Genomic DNA, 19,698 nt, shown 5'->3' with positions numbered 1-19,698 from the left:
CTTGAAGGCTGCCGGTCCGCACCCGACCACAAAATTGCTATGCTCGCCCGCCTTCGTGATCTTCCCGCAGTACATAATGATCTTACCAATTCACTGCATAACAGGTCACGCTTCCACCAACGAGGCTCTCTTCGGTTGATCCAGGAGGAATAGGCGTCCATTCTCCGAAGGATTCGTGCCTTGGGGGGATGATGACGAAGCCGTTCTATTCGGAACCTATTCTAAATTCGCCATATCTGCCGCCGACCCGTCACCACGCGCTTGATGACGAGGGGCAGCCCTTGGACTCGCCGCCGATCGACGGTCGACGGACATCGAAGTACCTGGTCCCGGTACCTCGCGGTAAGCGCTCCAAATCTGCTGCGGCGCAACGGGCGCTCGATCTGGATGAGGCCGGTCGCGAAGCAGGGAAATATTCGCCGAATGCACTCGTCAACGAACTGCGACGCCATCTCGAATCCTGGCGCGCGCTTCCCAACCCTTTGGACTGGGGCGTGACGCCGACAACACAGCGTCTGCTCCAGCACTGGCGCCATCATGAATTCTCGAACCAGCGCCCCTTCTTCTGCCAGGTGGAAGCTGCCGAGACCATCATCTGGTTGAGCGAAGTCGCGCGCGGGCGAAAGCAGTATGCGCACATCTTTAGGTCTCTCGAAGCGGCAAACAGGGATTCCAATCCGGAGCTGTTCCGGCTGGCCCTGAAACTCGCGACCGGCGCTGGCAAAACCACCGTCATGGCGATGCTGATCGCCTGGCAGTCCATCAACGCCGCCCGCCAGCCGAATTCGAGCCTGTTCTCCCGCGGGTTTCTACTTGTCGCGCCCGGCATCACCATTCGCGATCGACTTCGCGTACTCCTTCCGTCGGACCCCGACAATTACTACGTCACCCGTGAACTCGTCCCGCCGGACATGATGGTCGATCTCGGCAAGGCCAAGATTGTCATCACGAACTATCACGCCTTCCAGCGCCGGAAGGCGCACGACCTCAACCCCGTGGGCGAGCGCCTGATGCAGGGTCGGACCGGTGCGCCTATCGAAAAGCAGGAAACCGAAGGCGAGATGCTGCAGCGCGCCTGCGGCGAACTCCTTCCGCTCAAGAACATCGTCGTCATCAACGACGAGGCGCATCACTGCTACCGCGAGCGCCCGGGGACCGACGAGGAAGCCGAGGCCAAGGGCGAGGACAAGGAGGAAGCCAAGAAGAACAACGAGGCGGCGCGCCTCTGGATCTCGGGCATCGAGGCGCTCAAGCGCAAGGTCGGCTTACGTGGCGTCTACGACCTGTCGGCCACGCCGTTTTTCCTGCGCGGCTCGGGCTACGACGAAGGCACGCTGTTTCCCTGGGTCGTGTCCGACTTCAGCCTCGTCGACGCGATCGAATGTGGCATCGTCAAGCTGCCCCGCGTTCCCGTCGCCGACAATGCGGTCAACGCACCTTCACCGATCTACCGCAATCTCTGGGACCACATCGGCAAGAAAATGCCGAAGAAGGGCGCCGGAAAGACAGGCGACCTTGATCCCCTGGAACTCCCCAACGAGCTGCAGACGGCGCTGCATTCGCTCTACAGCCACTACGAAGCCGAATTCGAGGAATGGCGGAAGGTGCCGATCGACGTGCCGCCTGTCTTCATCGTGGTTTGCAACAACACGTCGAGCTCCAAGCTCGTCTTCGAATGGATCTCCGGCTGGAGGCGAGAGCGTGAGGAGGAGGCCGACTACTTCCATCGCGGCCACCTCAAGCTGTTCAGCAATTTCGACGAGTACGGCAATCCCCTGCCCCGCATGAACACGCTGCTGATCGATTCCGAACAGCTCGAATCCGGCGAGGCGCTCGACCCCAAATTCCGCAAGCTCGCCGAAGCAGAGATCGACCTGTTCCGGCGGGAGAAGCAGGAGCGCGAAGGCGCGGCCGCCGGCAATATCTCCGACTCCGACCTGCTGCGCGAGGTCATGAACACGGTCGGCCAGAAGGGCCGCCTCGGCGAGCAGATTCGCTGCGTCGTCTCGGTCTCGATGTTGACGGAAGGCTGGGACGCCAACACCGTCACCCACATCCTGGGCGTCCGCGCCTTCGGCACGCAGCTGCTCTGCGAACAGGTCATTGGGCGCGGCCTACGTCGCCAATCCTATGAGCTCAACGATCGCGGCCTGTTCAACACCGAATATGCCGACATCATGGGGATTCCCTTCGACTTCGCGACAGAGCCGCAGAAGGTCGTTCGCACCCCGCCGAAGAAGACCACCCGCGTCCAGGCCATGAAGGAGCGCGAGCGGCTGGCGATTCGCTTCCCGCGGGTTGCGGGATACCGCACAGAGCTGCCGCCGGACCGCATCTCGGCGAGCTTCACGCAGGATTCGACACTGACGCTGACGCCCGAAATGGTCGGGCCGACCAACGTCCGGCTCGAAGGTCTCGTCGGCGAAGGAATTGACATGTCGCCCGCAGCGCTCGACGAGATGGCGCCCAACACGGTAAGCATGCATCTGACCAAGCGCCTGATCGAGCTCTACTTTCGCGATGGCGACCAGGACCCGCCCTACCATTTGTTCAGCCAGATCCAGCCCGTGACGCGCCGCTGGCTGCGCGAGCACGTCAAATGCGTCGGCGGCACGAGGGTCGGCATGCTCACCTATGCCGAACTGGCGGAGAAGGCGGCGAACCTGATCTACAGTGCGATCGTGCGCGAAGCGGGAGCTGAGGGTGCCCGCGTGGTGAAAGCCATGCTCGACCCCTACAACCCCGCCGGCACGACCAGTTTCGTCGCCTTCAACACAACCAAGTCCAACCTCTGGAAGACCGCGCCGGACAAGTCGCACATCAATCACGTCGTCTGCGACTCCGACTGGGAGGCCGAATTTGCTCGGGTCGTCGAATCCCATCCCAGCACGCTCGCCTATGTCAAGAACCAGGCACTGGGCTTCGAGGTGCCCTACCGCCTCGGCTCGACCACGCGCCGCTACCTGCCGGATTTCATCGTACGTGTCGACGATGGGCGCGGCGCAGACGATCCGCTTCACCTGATCGTCGAGGTGAAAGGATTCCGAGGGGTCGACGCCCAGATCAAGGCGGAGACGATGGAGGCGCTCTGGGTACCGGGGGTCAACAACCGCGGCACCTTCGGCCGCTGGGGTTTCGCGGAATTCCGGGACGCCTTCGCGATCGAGGAAGAGTGGAGGAAGCTCGTCGAAGCACTGAGAGCACATACTTCAAAGACGGCAGAAGGCGCACTGTTGCAGGCGAATTGAGGGGCAAATCGTGGGATACGAATCGGTAAAGGTCAAAGACATTGTTAAGCGCTCTGTCGGCCATGAATGGAGCATCCCCGAGTTTCAGCGGGGCTTTGTCTGGAAAACAACCCAGGTTCGCGATCTGGCGGAATCCTTGTGGCTGAACTATCCGGTCGGCACGCTGCTCATATGGGATAGCAGTGCCGGGGCTGAGACCAAGGGCGCAACGGACTCCCAGAGTCCGACAAGCTGGGTGGTCGACGGCCAGCAGCGAACGACGGCGTTGTGCATTTTAAGCGGTAGGAAGCCATATTGGTGGCAGACCGGAAAACCTTGGGATGACCTGCTGCGCAAATACGACATCAGGTTCGACATCCACACTACGAAGCCACCCTTTTTCGTGGTCGCGAATGCTGCTACCCGGAAGGTCGCGACGAAACGATATATCCCCGTCCGCGACTTGCTGAACCTCGACACGGATGTCGAGAAGGATCAGAAGGCGCTCCTCGACCTCGCCAGGCAGGTGAAGCTCGACGGGCTTTGTGACGGGCTGGACGTTACAGAGGTCTATACCCGACTGGATCGCCTGAGAAAGATACGCGACAAGGATGTCGTCCTGATCACGGTGGACAACGATCTCGAGGACGTCGTCGAAATCTTCGCTCGACTGAACAGCCGCGGCACTCGCGTCACCGAAGCTGACATCTATCTCGGCGTCGTAGCTGCCAGAACCCCCGGTTGGGTCAGGCAGCACTATCTCCCATACATCGAGAGCCTGGGTGAGTCCGGGTTCGACGTGACGCCGAACCTTGTCTTCCGCACGCTAACTGGCATCGGCAAGAAGCGTGTGCGGTACCGCGATATCGACTCGGACTTTTGGAATGAAACTTACATCCTTCCGACTTGGGAGCGGACGAAGAAGGCGTGGTCGCTTACGGTAAAGCACCTGCGCGACCGCGGCATTTCCGGAAATGCCCTGCTTCCCTCGGACAATGCGTTGGTCCCCCTGACAGCCTTACTAGACCGCTTTCCAGAGGCGACCTTCGACCAGGTATTCTATTGGCTGCTCCAGGCGTCTCGTTTCGGACGTTACTCGACGTCTTCAACCAGCTCGATGGAGGAGGATCTCAAGGAAATCGCGGACGCGTCTGACATCAAGGACGCACTTGAGCGGCTGCTCGCAAGGATTCGCTATCTTCCGGCGCTGACGGCGGATGATTTCCTCCGCGACTATTCCGACGCCCGCTTCGGCCGCCTTCTTCTCTACGTGCTGATCTACAACGCCGGAGCGATTGACTGGGACAAGCCACACATGAAAATCGGCTTCGACTCAGGCGATCTCGTTGCCGGCCTTACCCCACAGTTCCATCACGTCTTCCCTAAGGCATTCATCGGCGACAGCCATCCGGAATCTCTGGTCAACGCGCTAGCAAACATCGCCCTGATAGGGCCCAAGGCCAACATCCGAATCTCAAAGAACAACCCGATGGACTACGTGGGCAAGTACAACATCGGCGACTCGCAACTTTCGCAACAATTCATCGAGCCAACCCTTTCGTCCACCAGCGTTGCTGAGTTCCCGAAATGGGTTCAGACAAGGGCGGAACGGCTGGCCAAGGCCGGAAACGAGCTTCTTGCAGCTCTGCGCGGGGACCTGAAGATTCCTGAACCGCTGGCCTCCGAAGCCTCATCCGAACACGCATTCAGTGCCGAGTAAGCCAATGGCCAAGACCCCTATCCAGAAGGCCATCGCGTCGTTGTCGCATGACGACACGCGTATCAACGTCCCAACGGCCGAGATGGCGTCGCTGTTCGAGCAGCAGGCGGAGCTGACGGGCGATGTCGAGCGCGAGATGACGATGCCGCGCCCTCGCCCGCTGGCCCATGGCGAGACGCGGGCGCGCGATGGCGATCTCGACCCGCAGATCGTCTGGAACGGCGCGAAGATCCGCATCACCAAGGAGCAGATGCGCCAGCTGGCCGAGACGGGCGAGCTTGAGCTCGGCGACGCGCAGCTCGTCTGGCGCGGCAAGGATTCGCAGGACTGGTCCGACCTCGTGGTAAACGCGCCGCCGATCTACCGCCAGGAGGCCATCCACCCGAAGCACCTGATCGACGACCTCAGGCGCATGTCGGAACGCGCCCGCGAGGGCGGCGCCGAGCAGCCGAACCTCTTTGCCGATTTCAATGGCATCACCGATCCGGAGGCGCGGGCCGAGTTCTACAGCCATGCCCAGCACTGGACGAACCGCTTCATCCTCGGCGACAGCCTGCAGGTGATGGCGAGCCTCGCCGAGCGCGAGGCGATGCGCGGCAAGGTGCAGTGCATCTATTTCGACCCGCCCTACGGCATCAAGTTCAACTCGAACTGGCAGGTGTCCACCCTCTCCCGCGACGTCAAGGACGGCAAGAAGGAGGACGTCTCACGCGAGCCGGAACAGGTGAAGGCGTTCCGCGACACCTGGAAGGACGGCATCCACTCCTACCTCACCTATCTCCGGGACCGCCTGATGGTCGCCCGCGAACTACTCACCGAGAGCGGCTCGATCTTCGTCCAGATCGGCGACGAGAACGTGCACCGCGTCAGAGCGGTGATGGACGAGGTCTTTGGGGAAAAGAATGTATTATCCGAGATTTGTCTCCGTAAGACTGGCGGCCAAGAGACGTCCTTTCTACCGAACGTCTCTGACTACATATTGTGGTATGCGAAAAATCGCGGCTCGGCGAAGTACCGTCAGCTATACTTCCGAAAAGAGGTAGGCGTGGGCGAAGGAAGTGGGGCGCGCTACGACAAGCTTCGATTGCCCGATCTCTCATCAAGACCAATGAACAAGACTGAGAAAGCGGGGGCTCCGCTTCCTAGCGCAGCTCGCCCGTATCAATTGACTAGCCTCATTTCCAGCGGCGTTCGTACGAACACAACTGCTGGATGGTATTTTGAAGGTCGGCGCTTCCATTCCGGAGAGAGCTCCAACTGGAAGACTTCACTAAATGGCCTCGCGACGCTCGCCAAAGCTGCCCGTATCGAAAAAAGAAAAGAAACCGTCGCCTACGTAAGGTTCATTGACGACTTTGCAGCCTACCCTGTCTCTAACGTGTGGACTGACGTCGCAGGAGCTGCCGGCATTGTGTACGTGGTGCAAACCAGCACGTCGATCGTTCAGCGCTGCATTCTCATGGCCACAGACCCGGGCGATCTTGTGCTTGACCCCACATGCGGTTCCGGCACGACGGCGGCCGTCGCCGAGCAGTGGGGACGGCGCTGGATTACCACCGATACCTCGCGCGTTGCACTGGCGCTCGCCCGCACACGTCTCATGGCCGCACGCTACCCCTACTACCTGCTTGCCGACAGCCCGGACGGCCGCGCGCAGGAGCAGAAGGTCTCCGGAAAGCTCCAGCCGCAGGCGCCGACAGCCGGCGACCTCCGCCAGGGATTCGTCTACGAGCGCGCGCCGCACATCACGCTGAAATCCATCGCCAACAATGCCGAAATCGATGTCATCTGGGAGAAGTGGCAGGCGGTGCTGGAGCCGCTGCGCGCCGAGCTGAACGAAAGGCTTCAGGCCGGCTTCGAGGAATGGGAGATCCCGCGCGACCTCGACCAGTGGCTGGAGACGAAGAACGGTGCCGGGAAAGCCGGGCTCGTCAGCGCCCGGGTGCGCGCGCTGCACAAGGACTGGTGGGAAGGTCGGATCGCGCGGCAGAAGGAGATCGACGATTCCATCGCCCGCGCCGCCGACGTCGAGATGCTCTACGACCGTCCCTACGAGGACAAGACCAAGGTGCGCGTCGCCGGTCCGTTCACGGTCGAGAGCCTGTCGCCGCACCGCGTCGTCACCTCTCGCGACGACACGCTGGCAAACGAGTTGGCAGCCGCCGAAGGCACCATGCAGCCAGCGCCGAAGAACGTGCCAGACCAGGATTTCGGCCGCATGGTGCTCGACCATCTGCGCTCCGCCGGCGTCCACAGCCAGGAGCGGCGCGACACGATCCACTTCCATTCAGTCGAGCCCTGGCCGGGCAACTGGCTTGCCGCCGAAGGCCGCTACACCGACGGGGACGGGCGCGAGAAGCGCGCGGGATTCCTGATCGGCCCGGAATTCGGTACCCTCACCCGCTCCAACATCACCGCCGCGGCGCGCGAGGCCTCCGACGCCCGCTTCGACGCGCTGATCGCCTGCGCCTTCAACTTCGAGGCCCAGGCGAGCGACCTCAACAGGCTCGGACCGCTGCCGATCCTGAAAGCCCGCATCAACCCCGACCTGCACATGGCCGAGGACCTGAAGAACACGGGCAAGGGCAACCTCTTCGTCGTCTTCGGCGAGCCGGACATCGACCTGATCGAGACGCCGGCCGGCGAGATCCAGGTGAAGGTCAACGGGGTCGACGTGTTCGATCCCTCCACGGGCGACATCCGAGCCACCGACACCAAGGGCATCGCCGCCTGGTTCATCGACACCGACTACAACGAGGAAAGCTTCTTCGTCCGCCACGCCTACTTCCTCGGCGCGAACGACCCGTACAAGTCCCTGAAGACCGCGCTGAAGGCCGAGATCGACGAGGACGCGTGGGGGACGCTCTATTCGGACACGTCACGCCCGTTCCCGCGGCCATCGACGGGAAGGATCGCGGTGAAGGTGATTAACCACTTCGGGGACGAGGTGTTGAAGGTTTTTGGGGTGTGAGACAGCCTGAACCTGGACGGAGGTAAGGACGTGACGAAACCCAAGGGGTTGAATGCCGCTGATTTCGGCGCGGAAGTAGGCGAGCTAGAGAACGCAGCTGGGAACCCACTTTTCAAAGCCGTTCAATTGGATTGGTCACAGCCTATCGACTGGGAAAAGGGGAAGAAGACCCCTACCGATCGCAAGGATCCTTGCGTCTACATCATCATGCACGATGATGGACGCTATCGGCACAAAAAGCGCATTGTCTACGTCGGCCTGACCAAAGACCCCTCAAAGCGATTCCTCAATCACCCGACAGCTCATGACATCGTAAATCGTCAAGGAAAAGCAAGCATCAGCTTTTCGTTTTTTGATTTCATACAGGGCAGGAATAAGATTGAACGGATAAAGGAGGCGTCCGAAGAGATCGAACACATCCTTATTTGGACGCTCTGGCCATACCTTGTAAATGATAGGAAGATGTACACCCTCCCTGGCATGGGCAGCAACGGAGGGAGTGCTTGGCATATACTCAACAAGGGTTACCGCTTCCATGGACAGATGCCTCAGCAAATTGTCTATCCGTGGATGCTGGTTAAGCCCGGCCGCAACAGGTCTGCAAAGGCCTAATACACGCTACCACGGTCGAAACTCGATCGCTACGCTACAGCCGCTCTGCGGCAGAGACGAAGAGGATCGAAATGAGATTGATATTGACTTTGGCCGTTGGTTTCGAGGGGATATAGGGCGTGAGTAGCGCGACTGGGCGGGTAGACCCGGCCGTATCGAGACTTGCGTTCCGGTACCGATCAAAAAATGCTCAAGCATCAGGACGCCTATTGCCAGACGGCAGTTTCGTCGTTCTGGCAGACTCTACTGCTGTGCGTGAAAGCTCAGCAGGCGATAAGCGAGATCGAGACGAACGCGACCGCCTCATTCGGCAAGGGGTCTTGGTTGAGACGGAAGAAGACAACCTGCTTCGCTTCGCCGAGGATCACGTGTTCACGAGCCCGAGCCGCGCCGCAGGTGTGATCCGGGACGGCAATGTCAGCGGTCCCCAGAACTGGGTCGAACCCACAACCGGAATGTCGCTAAAGGATTTTCTGGAGGGTGATCCTCCGTTCGCGCCGCTGCGAGTGGATATCCCGGATTATGTGAAGCCCGACGGCTCGGCAGCGTCGGGTCCCTTCTCGAAGTCTTCGCACGGCCTGTTCAAGCCGGAGTCGCTCGGGAGCGATGGTGCAGGGGATGGTTCGCGGACCGATTATTTCAAGGATCATCTGGTTCGCATCTTCAAGGAGATAGGGGAAGTCCCAGTCCCCTACAGGTTCCTTGTCAGCAACGGTGCGCAACGCTCGATGGATGGTGGCTGCCTGAAATTCGTCGGTCCGGATGGCCAGAACGTTGCTGACTTCATCTGCAACAGACAGGGCTTCATAGTTGCAGTCCAACCGAAGCGTTCCCTGGTCGATTCACTTAGCCCCGAAGTGCAATCGATCGCTTCTGACCTCGCAGTTGTCGGGGCGGATACATCCATTTCGGCAACCCAGCGAGAACAGCTGGTACTCGCCCGAGTCGGTCAGGGCAGATTTCGCGCAAGTGTCTTGGCCCTTTGGGATGGACGGTGTGCTGTCACGGGATGTTCGCTCGGCGCCGTCATTCGAGCCTCTCATCTGTTGCCGTGGCGAACCGCAACCAATGAGGAGCGTCTCGATCCCGAAAACGGATTGCCGCTCATCGCAACGCTCGACGCACTTTTCGATGGTGGGCTTATCTCATTTGATCCGGATGGCGTGCTTCTGGCTACTCGCGCAATGGCGTCGCACAGCGGCCTTCTGGAAGAAGGCATGCGATTATCGCGGAAACCGACTGCTCGAATGCAAGCCTTTCTCGCGAAGCACAGGGCCGCCAACGGATTTCCGCAATGAGCGCAAGAGGCTTCAATTGGGTGACCGACTAGGGGGAGCTGAGAATGACAATCGATGAAGCGGCGCGAGAGCTGGCCCGTATGTATCACCAAGGCATTGCCGCTCGCGAACAGGCGCTGTCCGTACATCTGTTCGGGATCAAATTCGCGGCGGAACTCGACGGCTTGCCTTTGAAGGACCTTGCCGCGCGCGCCGAGATACCCGTCACCTACGCCACCGAGATCCGGAAGGGCATGAACTTGGCTCGGTATGTCGAGATCAGGAAGACCTGATGCCCACCATCCTCGCCGACAGCTTCACTGCCTCCCTCCCCAAGCTCGCCAATGACGAGCAGAAGCAGGCTCAGCTGGCGGCCTTTACGCTGATGACGGAGCCGGATCGTCCGGGGCTGCAGTTCCACCGCATCGACAAGTCCAAGGATCCGAACTTTTGGTCGGTGCGGGTCAGCCGGGACATCCGCATCATCGTTCACAAGACGGGCGGCAGCCTGATGCTCGCCTATGTCGACCACCACGATGCCGCCTACGCTTGGGCGGAGCGCCGCCGCATCGAGGCGCATCCGACGACAGGCGCGATCCAGATCGTCGAGGTACGCGAGAGGGTCGAGGAGATCGCGCGACCTGCCGCGCCTTTGCAGATCGAGCTAGCCTTCGACGCGCCGGCGCCCGCCACGCTCCCGCCGATCTTCGCCAGCCTGGATGCGGCACAGCTCCTGTCCGTCGGCGTACCGGAAGACTGGCTCGCCGACGTCGGCAAGGCGACCGAGGAGACCTTCTTCGCACTCGCCGCCCACCTGCCCCAGGAAGCGGCCGAGGCACTGCTTGAATACGCCGCGACGGGCATCCTTCCTGTCCCGGCTCCTGCGACAGCCGATCCGCTGGTCCATCCGGACACGATGCGCCGGTTCCGAATCCTCGACGGAATTGAGGAGCTTCAGGCAGCCCTCGACGCCCCCTTCGAGAAATGGGCCGTGTTCCTCCACCCGCTCCAGCGGCAGGTGGTGGACCGCGACTATTCCGGCCCGGTGCGTGTGGCCGGCTCGGCGGGAACGGGCAAGACCGTGGTGGCGCTACACCGCGTCATGCGTATCCTGCACAGCGATCCCGACGCCCGCGTCCTTCTAACCACCTTTTCCGACCCGCTTGCCGATGCTCTCCAGCGAAAGCTGGCGATCCTGGCGGGCGGCCGACGCGAACTGATGGACCGTGTCACCGTCGCATCGTTCCGGCGCATCGGCGAGGAGCTCTATGCGCTTACCACGGGCAGAAAGGCGCATTTGGCCGACCGCGACGGCATCCGCAAGCTGGTGGAACAGGCCGCGTCGGAGTCGCGTGTCACCGGCTTCTCGCCGCGCTTCCTGCTCTCGGAGTGGGAGAACATTATCGACGCCTGGCACATCGGCAGCGCCGACGCCTACGCGGACGTGCCGCGCATGGGCCGAAAGAACCGTCTTGGCGCGAAGCAGCGCGAGACGCTGTGGCAGGTCTTCGCCCGGATTCGGGAGGCATTGCGGCAGCGCGCCCTCTTCACGCCAGCGGCCCTCTTCCAGCACCTCACCGCGACCTACGCCGCGCGGGATGAAAAACCGTTCTCGCATATCGTAGTCGACGAGGCGCAGGATCTCGGCGTCTCCGAGCTCCGCTTCCTCGCCGCAATTGCGCCGGACATGCCCGACGCGCTGTTCTTCGCGGGAGACATCGGCCAGCGCATCTTCCAGCAGCCATTCTCCTGGCTCGGTCTCGGCATCGATGTCCGCGGTCGCTCGGTCACGCTGAAGGTGAACTACCGAACGTCGCAGCAGATCCGGCAGATGGCCGATAGCCTCCTTCCCCGGACCGTCCGCGACGTCGACGGGCTCGAGGAGGACCGTCGCGGAACAGTATCGGTGTTCGAGGGCATCGAGCCGGAGGTCATGATCGCCGAGGACGAGGCTGCCGAGCGGGACGCCGCCGCTGCCTTCATCCGGCGCGCGTTGGACGTGCACATCGCGCCGCGCGAGATCGCCATCTTCGTGCGGTCGGCTGAGCAGCTACCGCGTGCGCGCAGTATCGCCGAGGCGGCAGGGCTGCCGTTCCGGACAGCGACCACGAGCCGACAGGATGAGGAAAAGGCCCTGGTCGGCATAATGCACCTCGCGAAGGGCCTCGAGTTCCGCGCCGTTGCCGTCGTCGCCTGTGACGAGAACGTCCTCCCGCTTGCAGCGCGTGTCGCCGATGTTGCCGACGCCTTCGAGCTGGACGAGGTCATCGCGACCGAGCGACAGCTCCTCTACGTTGCCGCGACGCGGGCACGAGACAGGCTGCTGGTGTCCGGAATCAGTCCTGGCTCGGAGTTCATAGAGCCGCTTTGATAAGTTGGGCTGCCAGGAGCAGCCCGCGAACCAGAAGTCACCGTCTATCGACATGTCGATAGCCTACTTCTCGATGCCCACCAAACCCGTCGGCAAATACCACAAACCGACCCCATTGTGGAAAAGTGCCTCTACCTGTGGACAGCGCTTCCACCAGTAGTTGTGCACTGGAACGCCAACTGTGGCAGTTGGGCCGCCATCCGGGTCTGTAGCGCCAGCTTTCCCCGCCACGAGCTCCACAACGCCTGAAGAACTCCGCTCTCGGACGATTCCTTGGCCACCTGCCCAGCCTTGATACGCCGGAGAATGATCCGCACCAAATATACCATACGAATCATGCGGTTAGTATCCGTCCAAGGATTCGCTGCCGGGGCAAGATTTCGCACGCCAATCCAGAACAGATTCGCAGAGAAAAGCCACCGTATACCGATAGTTGCGGACAGCGAAGTCAATAGCAAAACGGCGAAATCATTCACATATTTCCTTCTTATCGATCATCGTTTAGAACATTATTTGCATGACTGATGTTTAATTCAAACTACTCTAAACTACATACGAATGTCGAACTGCAAATCGAAACATCCATAATGCGTCGTGATCAGAAGTTCGCAGGCGCGTCACTCCCTATATTTTGGAATGGCGAATGGCAAAATTGTTCTACCCAGATGAGAACCGCCTCCAGTCACTACGCTTTAATGATGTTTCCACCGTACCAATTCTCTTTGATAAGACAGGACGGTACTGTCGCGAATTAAACCGATATCTCCGTGCGCGTGCCCTATAGGAGGTATTTGGCGATCCTGATGACCTTCACGCAGTTGAATATCCTTCCGAAAAGACACTCGAAAACATCGGACGACAGCTCTCGATATTTTCTGACTGGTGTGTCGACCTTCAGATCGACTGGAAAACGCTGAACTACAATGGTGTTCTGCGGTTCCAGAATGATATGGCGTTGGGAAGATGGTCTCCAAGCAGCAGACCGCTGCAAGCCGACACAGCCAACCAACGCGCTGATGAGGTAACGCGCTTCCTCACCTGGGCTGGGAAGGTGGGACTGCGGCCCGCACTGGACGTAAGGTACAAGGTCCGCAGGCGAGGTGCTCTACACCCAAGGCTACCTGATGATGTCATGCTGTTGCGCATTGGGCGACGCAAAGCATCGTACAGCCGCGATATCACCGCCATCACATTTCTTCCGCAACCCAAGCCTGTTGCGGAGTGGTTGAAGCAAGTCCGGCTGAAAAAGGGATACAGCAAATACCTCGCCTGCCGGTTCGTATTGGAGTGCGGGACCCGGCTGGCAGAGACGGTCGCGATCACGGAAGACCAGATCCCGTCTCTGCAAGCTTTGGACGCCTTCGCCGGGGCTGGGCAGCTGACGGCACCCGTGAACCTAACCAAGACGAAAGGGGCCAGGCCCCGTACAATCCAGGCATCGATCCCCTTTCTCTTAGAGATACGCCGTTGGATCGATGGCCCGCGTATGCGCCTCCGCTACCTTTATCACGCCCGGACACAGAAGACGCCTTCCGACAGGCTGTTTCTTTCGACCGCGAGAGATCACGAAGGCATGCCGGTCTCGGAAGCCCGCCTGTACGACTGCTTTCATACGGTAGAGCCGCGTCCCGAGCACTGGACCACCCACCACGGCCGGCACACCTACGCCTGCTTCTTCATTCTCTACGCAACAGAACGCGACGCAAAGATGGTCGGCCGAGCGTTGTCGGACATGGGTGCAGATTGGATCAACTCGCGCGGGGCATGGCACCTGAAAACGCTGAGGAAGCAGTTGGGGCACGCGGACGACAGCACCACGGAGCTCTATCTGCGTTGGCTCGTGACCGCATCGGGAGCGGCCTCAGCCGCCACCGGATGGCACGATTTCCTCGCCGCTGAAATGGAAGGTAACCACGGATGATCTCTTCGCAGCTCGACGACCTCTTCGATTTGGCTGATCTGAGATTTTGGGTCCATCCGCCAGACGATATTCGGTATGAGGTAGACCTAACTGAGTTCTATCTGGGCGGCCGGGAGGATAACCTAAGATCGCAGTCAAAAAGATCTTGGGCCGGAGATTTCCAGGGACGGAGGCCGATTGCCCTGGAACTCGCGGACACATTCCGGACCACCACGCCCAGTTCGGCACTCCAGTCAACGATGCGCGCTTCCTGCCGAGGCCTAATGCGGTTCTTGGATACCATCGATCCAGACTGTGCCGTGAAATCATTTGGGGAACTGAAGGATGCCATGGGGCGGGCGCTCGCGCTCTGGGTCGGTGAGCAGGGATGGAGTCAGGGCACTTACAAGCAAATCAAGAGCCTCGTTGACCTAGCAAGGATGATCGCTGGTTATACGCCGTTGTTCTGGCCGACGCCCGCTCGTCGCGGCCCAAGACACAATGAAGATGTCGATCTTCAAGCGTTCAAGAAGCTGTATTCCGCATTGAAGAAGGAAGCGATGTCGATCAAGGGCATGTTCCGTGAGGGCGAGCGCATGGCACTCCTTGGCCGCGACCCGCGCGGCGTCGTTGGCACGCCTGGTAGCGCTGAATGGAACCTTCCCGAGAACCATGCCTGGCTCGTACGACATCTAACACAGGATCATATCCCCTCAAAATCTGGATTCTATCTTCTCAAGGCCCAGGGACTAAACAAGGCGAACGATACTCGCACTCAAAAGCATGATGGACCCGCTTACTTGGCCCCGAAAATGACTGCGCGCGGTCAACAAGGAATTGTTGGGAAACTAAGGTGGTTTCACCCAAGCTATCACGATACGGCCGTCTTCCTTTGGCTATTTCTCATAGGCACAGGCTGGAATCTCGCAACTGTCGTCTCGATAGACATCAGTACGCGCGAAGCGTGGGTTGAAGATCATCCGCATAGAACCGATTTCTGCGTAGTTCACGCCTTCAAACATCGATCCGAACGACACGTTTTTATTCCGTGCCTCAGGAAGCCCGAGTGGCATCCCTACCGCATTTTGGAATACATGATCGAGCGCACAGCATCTCTACGGCGAACTGTCGCCAAAGATCTTGAGGCTGCGCGCGCGACACATCTACGCGACGGCAGCGACCAAAGTGCAGCTGAAGTCGAGCGCTTGGCGGCGTTGGTGAAGAGTCCATGGCTTTACCATGTCGTGAACAAGATCGGCGCAGTTGGTGCTTTCGATGGGGAAGATTCATTTCATTTGAATGATATCGCCCGCTCGGTCTGCGAGAGACACTCTCTTGGAGATCACCATCCAATACTCACCCAGCTGACGACAAGCGACGCTCGCGACGCATGGATAGGCCATGCATACATAACTAGCGGCAATAACGCCCTAATCGCACAGCTTGCGGCCCAACACTCCGACTACAGAACATTGGTTCATTACCTGCGCCGACGCCGCTACCGCGCTCAGAGTGAAAAGGCAGTTCGCGCCCTTCAGAAGGCCGTGTTTGGTGAGATCGAGGGCGGGCGCGTTCTCGACGCCACGCGACTTCGCCTATTGGTGGACCGAGGACACATTGATGAGAAGATGGAAGCCAGGCTGCTGGATCATCGCAAGCGCTCGCGGCTTGGCATGGGCTGCCTCGATCCAACTAATCCACCTCCGGAAATCGCACCTGGTCATTCCTCGGGCGCGCTGTGCGCGGTGCAGCGGTGTACGGGATGCAACAACGGAGTCGTTTTCGAGGACAGCTTTGATCCGCTGACCAGAGCACGCGCGGAACTCTTTATGATTCAGCGCTCGATACCCCTGACGGCCTGGATGGGGTCTTCATTTGAAATGGAGGCTGCATCACTCGATCAGACGTTGGAGTACTTCCCTCCAGAGCGGGTCAGTACTGCCATTAATGAATGGCTCACCCGCTTTCTTCGTGGCGAGATTGACGTTCATGACACCTACCCCGCGTACTGAAGGAAACAGCGGTAGGCGTGGCTTTAATTGGGCTGAAGGAATCTGGTCACAGCTCGGGAACTATGAAGTGCTTGGTTCCAGACCGTGGTCAGATTTGGCCCACCTCGAGATATTTCCTGGAACCCCTCTCAGCGCTCACACTTGGATTATGCCCGGCTCCTACCTTCCGGCGGGAGCATCCCAGCGTGAAAGCTTCAGAAGCTTGACGCCGAGGACACGGGAGCACTCTGAGATCAATGAATTGCATCCCCAAGACGAAAGCCTGTGTCGAGCCCTGTTGGCACTGTCCCTGCCGCGCCGGACGCTGACCGGAATTCGAACCATTGGTCCATCGACCTGGCTGGCGCGAGCTCGGCAGTCGATAAAGCTAGGCCGATGCATTGTCGAGCACTTCCCCGACAGGGAGGAGGGACTTTGGTCACATCTCGATAGAGACGAGTGGAGCGCCATCATCGGGATGACCGCTTCTGCGGAGTATCGAAGACAAACTCTCTCCCTGATCATAGATTTGGCGGCGTATGGAGAACGGGGACTGCTATCGGATTTTCCAAACATCCGGAGAGCCCCTCACCAACATCGTCGGCCTACGCAGACGAGCGAGCCGTCACGTCGTGGAGAAAGAAAAAAGGAAGCGACGCAAAAGAAGCCAAAGTCGCAGACTGAGCCATTCTCCGATGAATTCGTGACGGCGGTTCTGGGCCGGGCAATCTGGCTTCAAGACAACCTCGCGGCGCAGGTCATTGATTGCTGGGCTGAGCTGAGAGAACACGCGGCCGTTGCCGCACGATCGGGTCGCACCACGTCCAATCCTCGAACTATCGAAGAACGCCGTTTCATAATCGCGAGCTTCCCTTGGAAGGATGCTGACGGACGCCCGCTCACTGAGCTTCCTTGGGAAGTCAAGGTCGGCCGGAAGAGGGAGATAACGGCCGTCTGGCCGCCTCGCGATGCCACAAGCATCAACGTCATGGTCGGCATCATCCAAGCGCTGAATTTCTGCACGCTTTCGTTCTGCGATGGAGCGCGGTCTAGCGAAAACCTGGACGTCGATGACAATTCCGTATCTCCTGAAGATCCGGAGCGGCCTAACGCGCGCACGTTCAAGTACGAACCCTTGCCGGGTGGAACCTATCGGGACTGGCCACTACATCCGCGCGCCATCAAGGCCTTGGAGATCCAACAGAAGATTGCCAAGGTCATCCGCCCTGAAGAAGGCACGCATCTGTGGATGCTGTTGGTGGATGGGGCCGAGCCCGCAGGCTCGCCGCTGCGAAACGCAACCGAACCCATAGTCGAGGCAATCAAGAAGCTGGGGCTGACTGCCCTTTCAGGGCCAAAAAGACCCCATGCTCACCGTTGGCGACACACGATCGCTCGTCTGATCGCCTTGTGTGTCGCGGCGGCTCCACAAGTGCTGATGGACCTTTTTGGGCACAGGGATCTCGAGATCACGCTCCACTACATCCTCTCGAATCCCTCCATCGCCGAAGAGGTCCAGCGAATAGCCGAGGAAATTGCGTATGCGCTCGCTGAAGAGGCCATCGTGGATGTTGAAGCCGGCAGGGCCGGGGGGCAGGCGGCGGAACCGCTCCGAAGTGGCCTGAATGGCTTGAAGATGCGCCGAGGGCAGGAAGAGCTGGGGGCTGAAACAATGGCTGAGGCGATCGCCATCCTCACCTTCAACGGAAGACTGTGGGCTTCGGTGCGCGAGGGCGTGTTGTGCACGAAGGGGCTCGGTCAATTTGGTCCGTGCACCCGTGGCAGCGGTGCACCCGATCCCGGCAACTGCGATACCGGCTGCGATCACCGGCTAGAGCTTGCCCGAGCCAAGGCCGACTGCCTCCGCGCTCTGCGGGGACTGCTACGTGACCGCGACCAAGCTTCCACTGCTGGGGCGGATCTCCAGGTTGCTTACTTCGACGGGCAAATCCTCGCCCAGTTGAAGCGCTGGCCGGACGTCCGAAACCAAATCATGGCCGAAAGTCCCGTCGCACGTGCCATATGGGATGGGCGCCGGTCCAGCCACGATTTGTAGCGGCGGTTCAGACATGTCAGCTAATCGAGACAAACCGACTACTATTGCAGAGCACGGCCGCCAAGCGGCCAATAAGAAGCGCGAGGCTACGGTCTCAAGGATCGAACGTGCCAAGAAGATCATCGCAAAGGAAATTGCGCGCAATTCTGGAGTTTATCCGAACGCTGGCGGGCGTTTGTCTATCGAAGAGGTGTTAAGAAGGGCGGGCTTGGATCGAGCGTTGCTCGCAAAGCCCCGCCACGCAGCGTTGCGAGCCGAGCTGCGGGAATGGGTGACGCAGACGCTTGAAGGCACCATCACCGGTCACACCAACATTCGAAGGCATGTCACCCAGCGGGCAGACGAAGCCAACACCGAGCTCGACAAGATTAGACAGCGATGGGCAGAAGCCGAACTGGAGTTCGCCGAACAGTCCGGAGAGCTGTCAGAGCTCCGACTGAAATGTGAGCGCTTGGAGGCTGACATCAGAGATCTGCACCGGGCGCTGGCTGATCGAGAGCGACCGCGGCAGCAATAGGCACTCCTCGAGCTGACCAGAGGCGAGGTTTGATCCTACTCCGGTCTGAGCCAACCTTTGGTTCTGGCGCTGGAGTTCGGCTGAAGCTGACTTGCCACCAGAGATCTCAACGACACGTCGCGGGCGGCTTCAGCGCGTGCCGCACACCGCCAATCATACAGCACAGCACCGCCAGTGGGGATGAGGACATCACGGAGTCACTCCTAGTCCTTCCGATCACCCATGGTCCCGGCATACGAGGAGCGTGTATGCCAAGTGCTAACCCGCTATTCTTTATAGCCTTTTTTCCTCACCCCTTCATATTATTGCGGAAGCACTTCGGGCTGCTCCTGATAGTTATGTGAAATCAACGGTCTAATGCCTCAGGCCCGATCGCAGGATCGGGCCTGAAATGCATTTGGGCACGCGCCCTGCCAGCAGCCATGTCGCCAGGAAGCGGGAGAGACATGGTGCCGGCGCTGGGCAGAAAACGAATCTCTGGCTTTTCGTAGCTGGATCCATGCCTCACACAGCGCTGGTCAGGGGGCCTTGCGGCTCACCTTGTACCTGAAGAGGTAGATGAACTGCGCGGCTAGACCGAGTACCAGCATCGCCGCGAGGCCTGCGAGAGCTCCCTTCAGGATCGGTGAGTTCGGATCCGTCACGATCGGGTGTCCATCGGGAACACGGCGCAGTGTTTCGGAGACTGTCGGAACCATCAGCAGGAACACCGTGAGGGTCAGGAAAAAAGTTTCCAGATACCAGCGGACGCGGCCTAGGGCCGTGACCCTGCCTATGATGTACCCGGCAAGGAGAATCACGAGGGTGGCCGCTCCGATGATCGGGCTTTCCGGCGCATTGGCTACGAGGAAGACAGTGAGCGCGCCGATTACCATGCATACGAAGTATATTCGGCCGGCGATGGAGCGCGGGACGATCCGACCATGGCGGACAAGCATATAGGCGGCGGCGGGGATGGCAGGCAGGCTACCCAGCGTATGCAGCCAGCCGAGAGGCGTAATTCCGAACATATGTCTTCCTTTCCGCAAACCCGGCAAGGCTCCCGGGTGCAGGTGG

General features: G+C 59.9%; 12 protein-coding genes. 11 read left to right on the top strand and 1 reads right to left on the bottom strand.

Features of this window, described 5'->3' with window-relative positions; translation table 11 throughout:
- The first annotated feature begins 281 nt into the window (after window positions 1–281).
- The 11 genes from AAFN84_RS01620 (at window position 282) to AAFN84_RS01570 (ending at window position 18,642) form a co-directional block, all read left to right on the top strand.
- Window positions 282–3,248 (top strand): DEAD/DEAH box helicase family protein, encoded by a 2,967-nt coding sequence (locus tag AAFN84_RS01620; protein ID WP_347512639.1) that lies wholly within the window; start codon window positions 282–284, stop codon window positions 3,246–3,248.
- A 10-nt stretch (window positions 3,249–3,258) separates the two neighbouring features.
- Entirely contained in the window at window positions 3,259–4,947 is a 1,689-nt protein-coding gene (locus AAFN84_RS01615; RefSeq protein ID WP_347512638.1) for a DUF262 domain-containing protein, read from the top strand.
- 4 nt (window positions 4,948–4,951) lie between these two features.
- On the top strand, window positions 4,952–7,918 hold the full coding sequence (locus tag AAFN84_RS01610; protein ID WP_347512637.1) for a site-specific DNA-methyltransferase: 2,967 nt from the start codon (window positions 4,952–4,954) through the stop codon (window positions 7,916–7,918).
- A 30-nt stretch (window positions 7,919–7,948) separates the two neighbouring features.
- Window positions 7,949–8,530, top strand: coding sequence for a GIY-YIG nuclease family protein (locus AAFN84_RS01605; protein WP_347512635.1), 582 nt, complete (start codon window positions 7,949–7,951; stop codon window positions 8,528–8,530).
- Window positions 8,531–8,649: 119 nt separating this feature from the next.
- Window positions 8,650–9,828, top strand: a complete 1,179-nt coding sequence (locus AAFN84_RS01600) for a DUF4357 domain-containing protein (RefSeq protein WP_347512634.1) — start codon at window positions 8,650–8,652, stop codon at window positions 9,826–9,828.
- A gap of 44 nt (window positions 9,829–9,872) precedes the next feature.
- Window positions 9,873–10,100 carry a hypothetical protein gene (locus AAFN84_RS01595; RefSeq protein ID WP_347512632.1) on the top strand — a complete coding sequence of 76 codons (228 nt, stop codon included), beginning with the start codon at window positions 9,873–9,875 and terminating at the stop codon, window positions 10,098–10,100.
- Window positions 10,100–12,178 carry a 3'-5' exonuclease gene (locus AAFN84_RS01590; RefSeq protein WP_347512631.1) on the top strand — a complete coding sequence of 693 codons (2,079 nt, stop codon included), beginning with the start codon at window positions 10,100–10,102 and terminating at the stop codon, window positions 12,176–12,178. The genes AAFN84_RS01595 and AAFN84_RS01590 overlap by 1 nt, the downstream gene beginning before the upstream one ends.
- Window positions 12,179–13,310: 1,132 nt before the next feature.
- Window positions 13,311–14,099, top strand: a complete 789-nt coding sequence (locus AAFN84_RS01585) for a hypothetical protein (RefSeq protein WP_347512629.1) — start codon at window positions 13,311–13,313, stop codon at window positions 14,097–14,099.
- A 272-nt stretch (window positions 14,100–14,371) separates the two neighbouring features.
- Window positions 14,372–16,090, top strand: coding sequence for a hypothetical protein (locus AAFN84_RS01580; protein ID WP_347512628.1), 1,719 nt, complete (start codon window positions 14,372–14,374; stop codon window positions 16,088–16,090).
- A 682-nt stretch (window positions 16,091–16,772) separates the two neighbouring features.
- Window positions 16,773–18,125 carry a hypothetical protein gene (locus tag AAFN84_RS01575; protein WP_347512626.1) on the top strand — a complete coding sequence of 451 codons (1,353 nt, stop codon included), beginning with the start codon at window positions 16,773–16,775 and terminating at the stop codon, window positions 18,123–18,125.
- 13 nt (window positions 18,126–18,138) lie between these two features.
- The gene (locus tag AAFN84_RS01570; protein ID WP_347512625.1) at window positions 18,139–18,642 is read left to right on the top strand and encodes a hypothetical protein; all 504 of its coding nucleotides are present in this window, start codon (window positions 18,139–18,141) and stop codon (window positions 18,640–18,642) included.
- 518 nt (window positions 18,643–19,160) lie between these two features.
- On the opposite strand, the gene AAFN84_RS01565 is transcribed toward AAFN84_RS01570, so the two are convergent.
- Window positions 19,161–19,652, bottom strand: coding sequence for a hypothetical protein (locus AAFN84_RS01565; protein ID WP_347512624.1), 492 nt, complete (start codon window positions 19,650–19,652; stop codon window positions 19,161–19,163).
- Between the last annotated feature and the right edge of the window lie 46 nt (window positions 19,653–19,698).

This window comes from Mesorhizobium sp. CAU 1741 (genome assembly GCF_039839275.1).
Lineage (GTDB): Bacteria > Pseudomonadota > Alphaproteobacteria > Rhizobiales > Rhizobiaceae > Aerobium.
The sequence above is the reverse complement of the archived record's forward strand: the minus strand, read 5'-3'. Positions and strand labels throughout refer to the sequence as shown.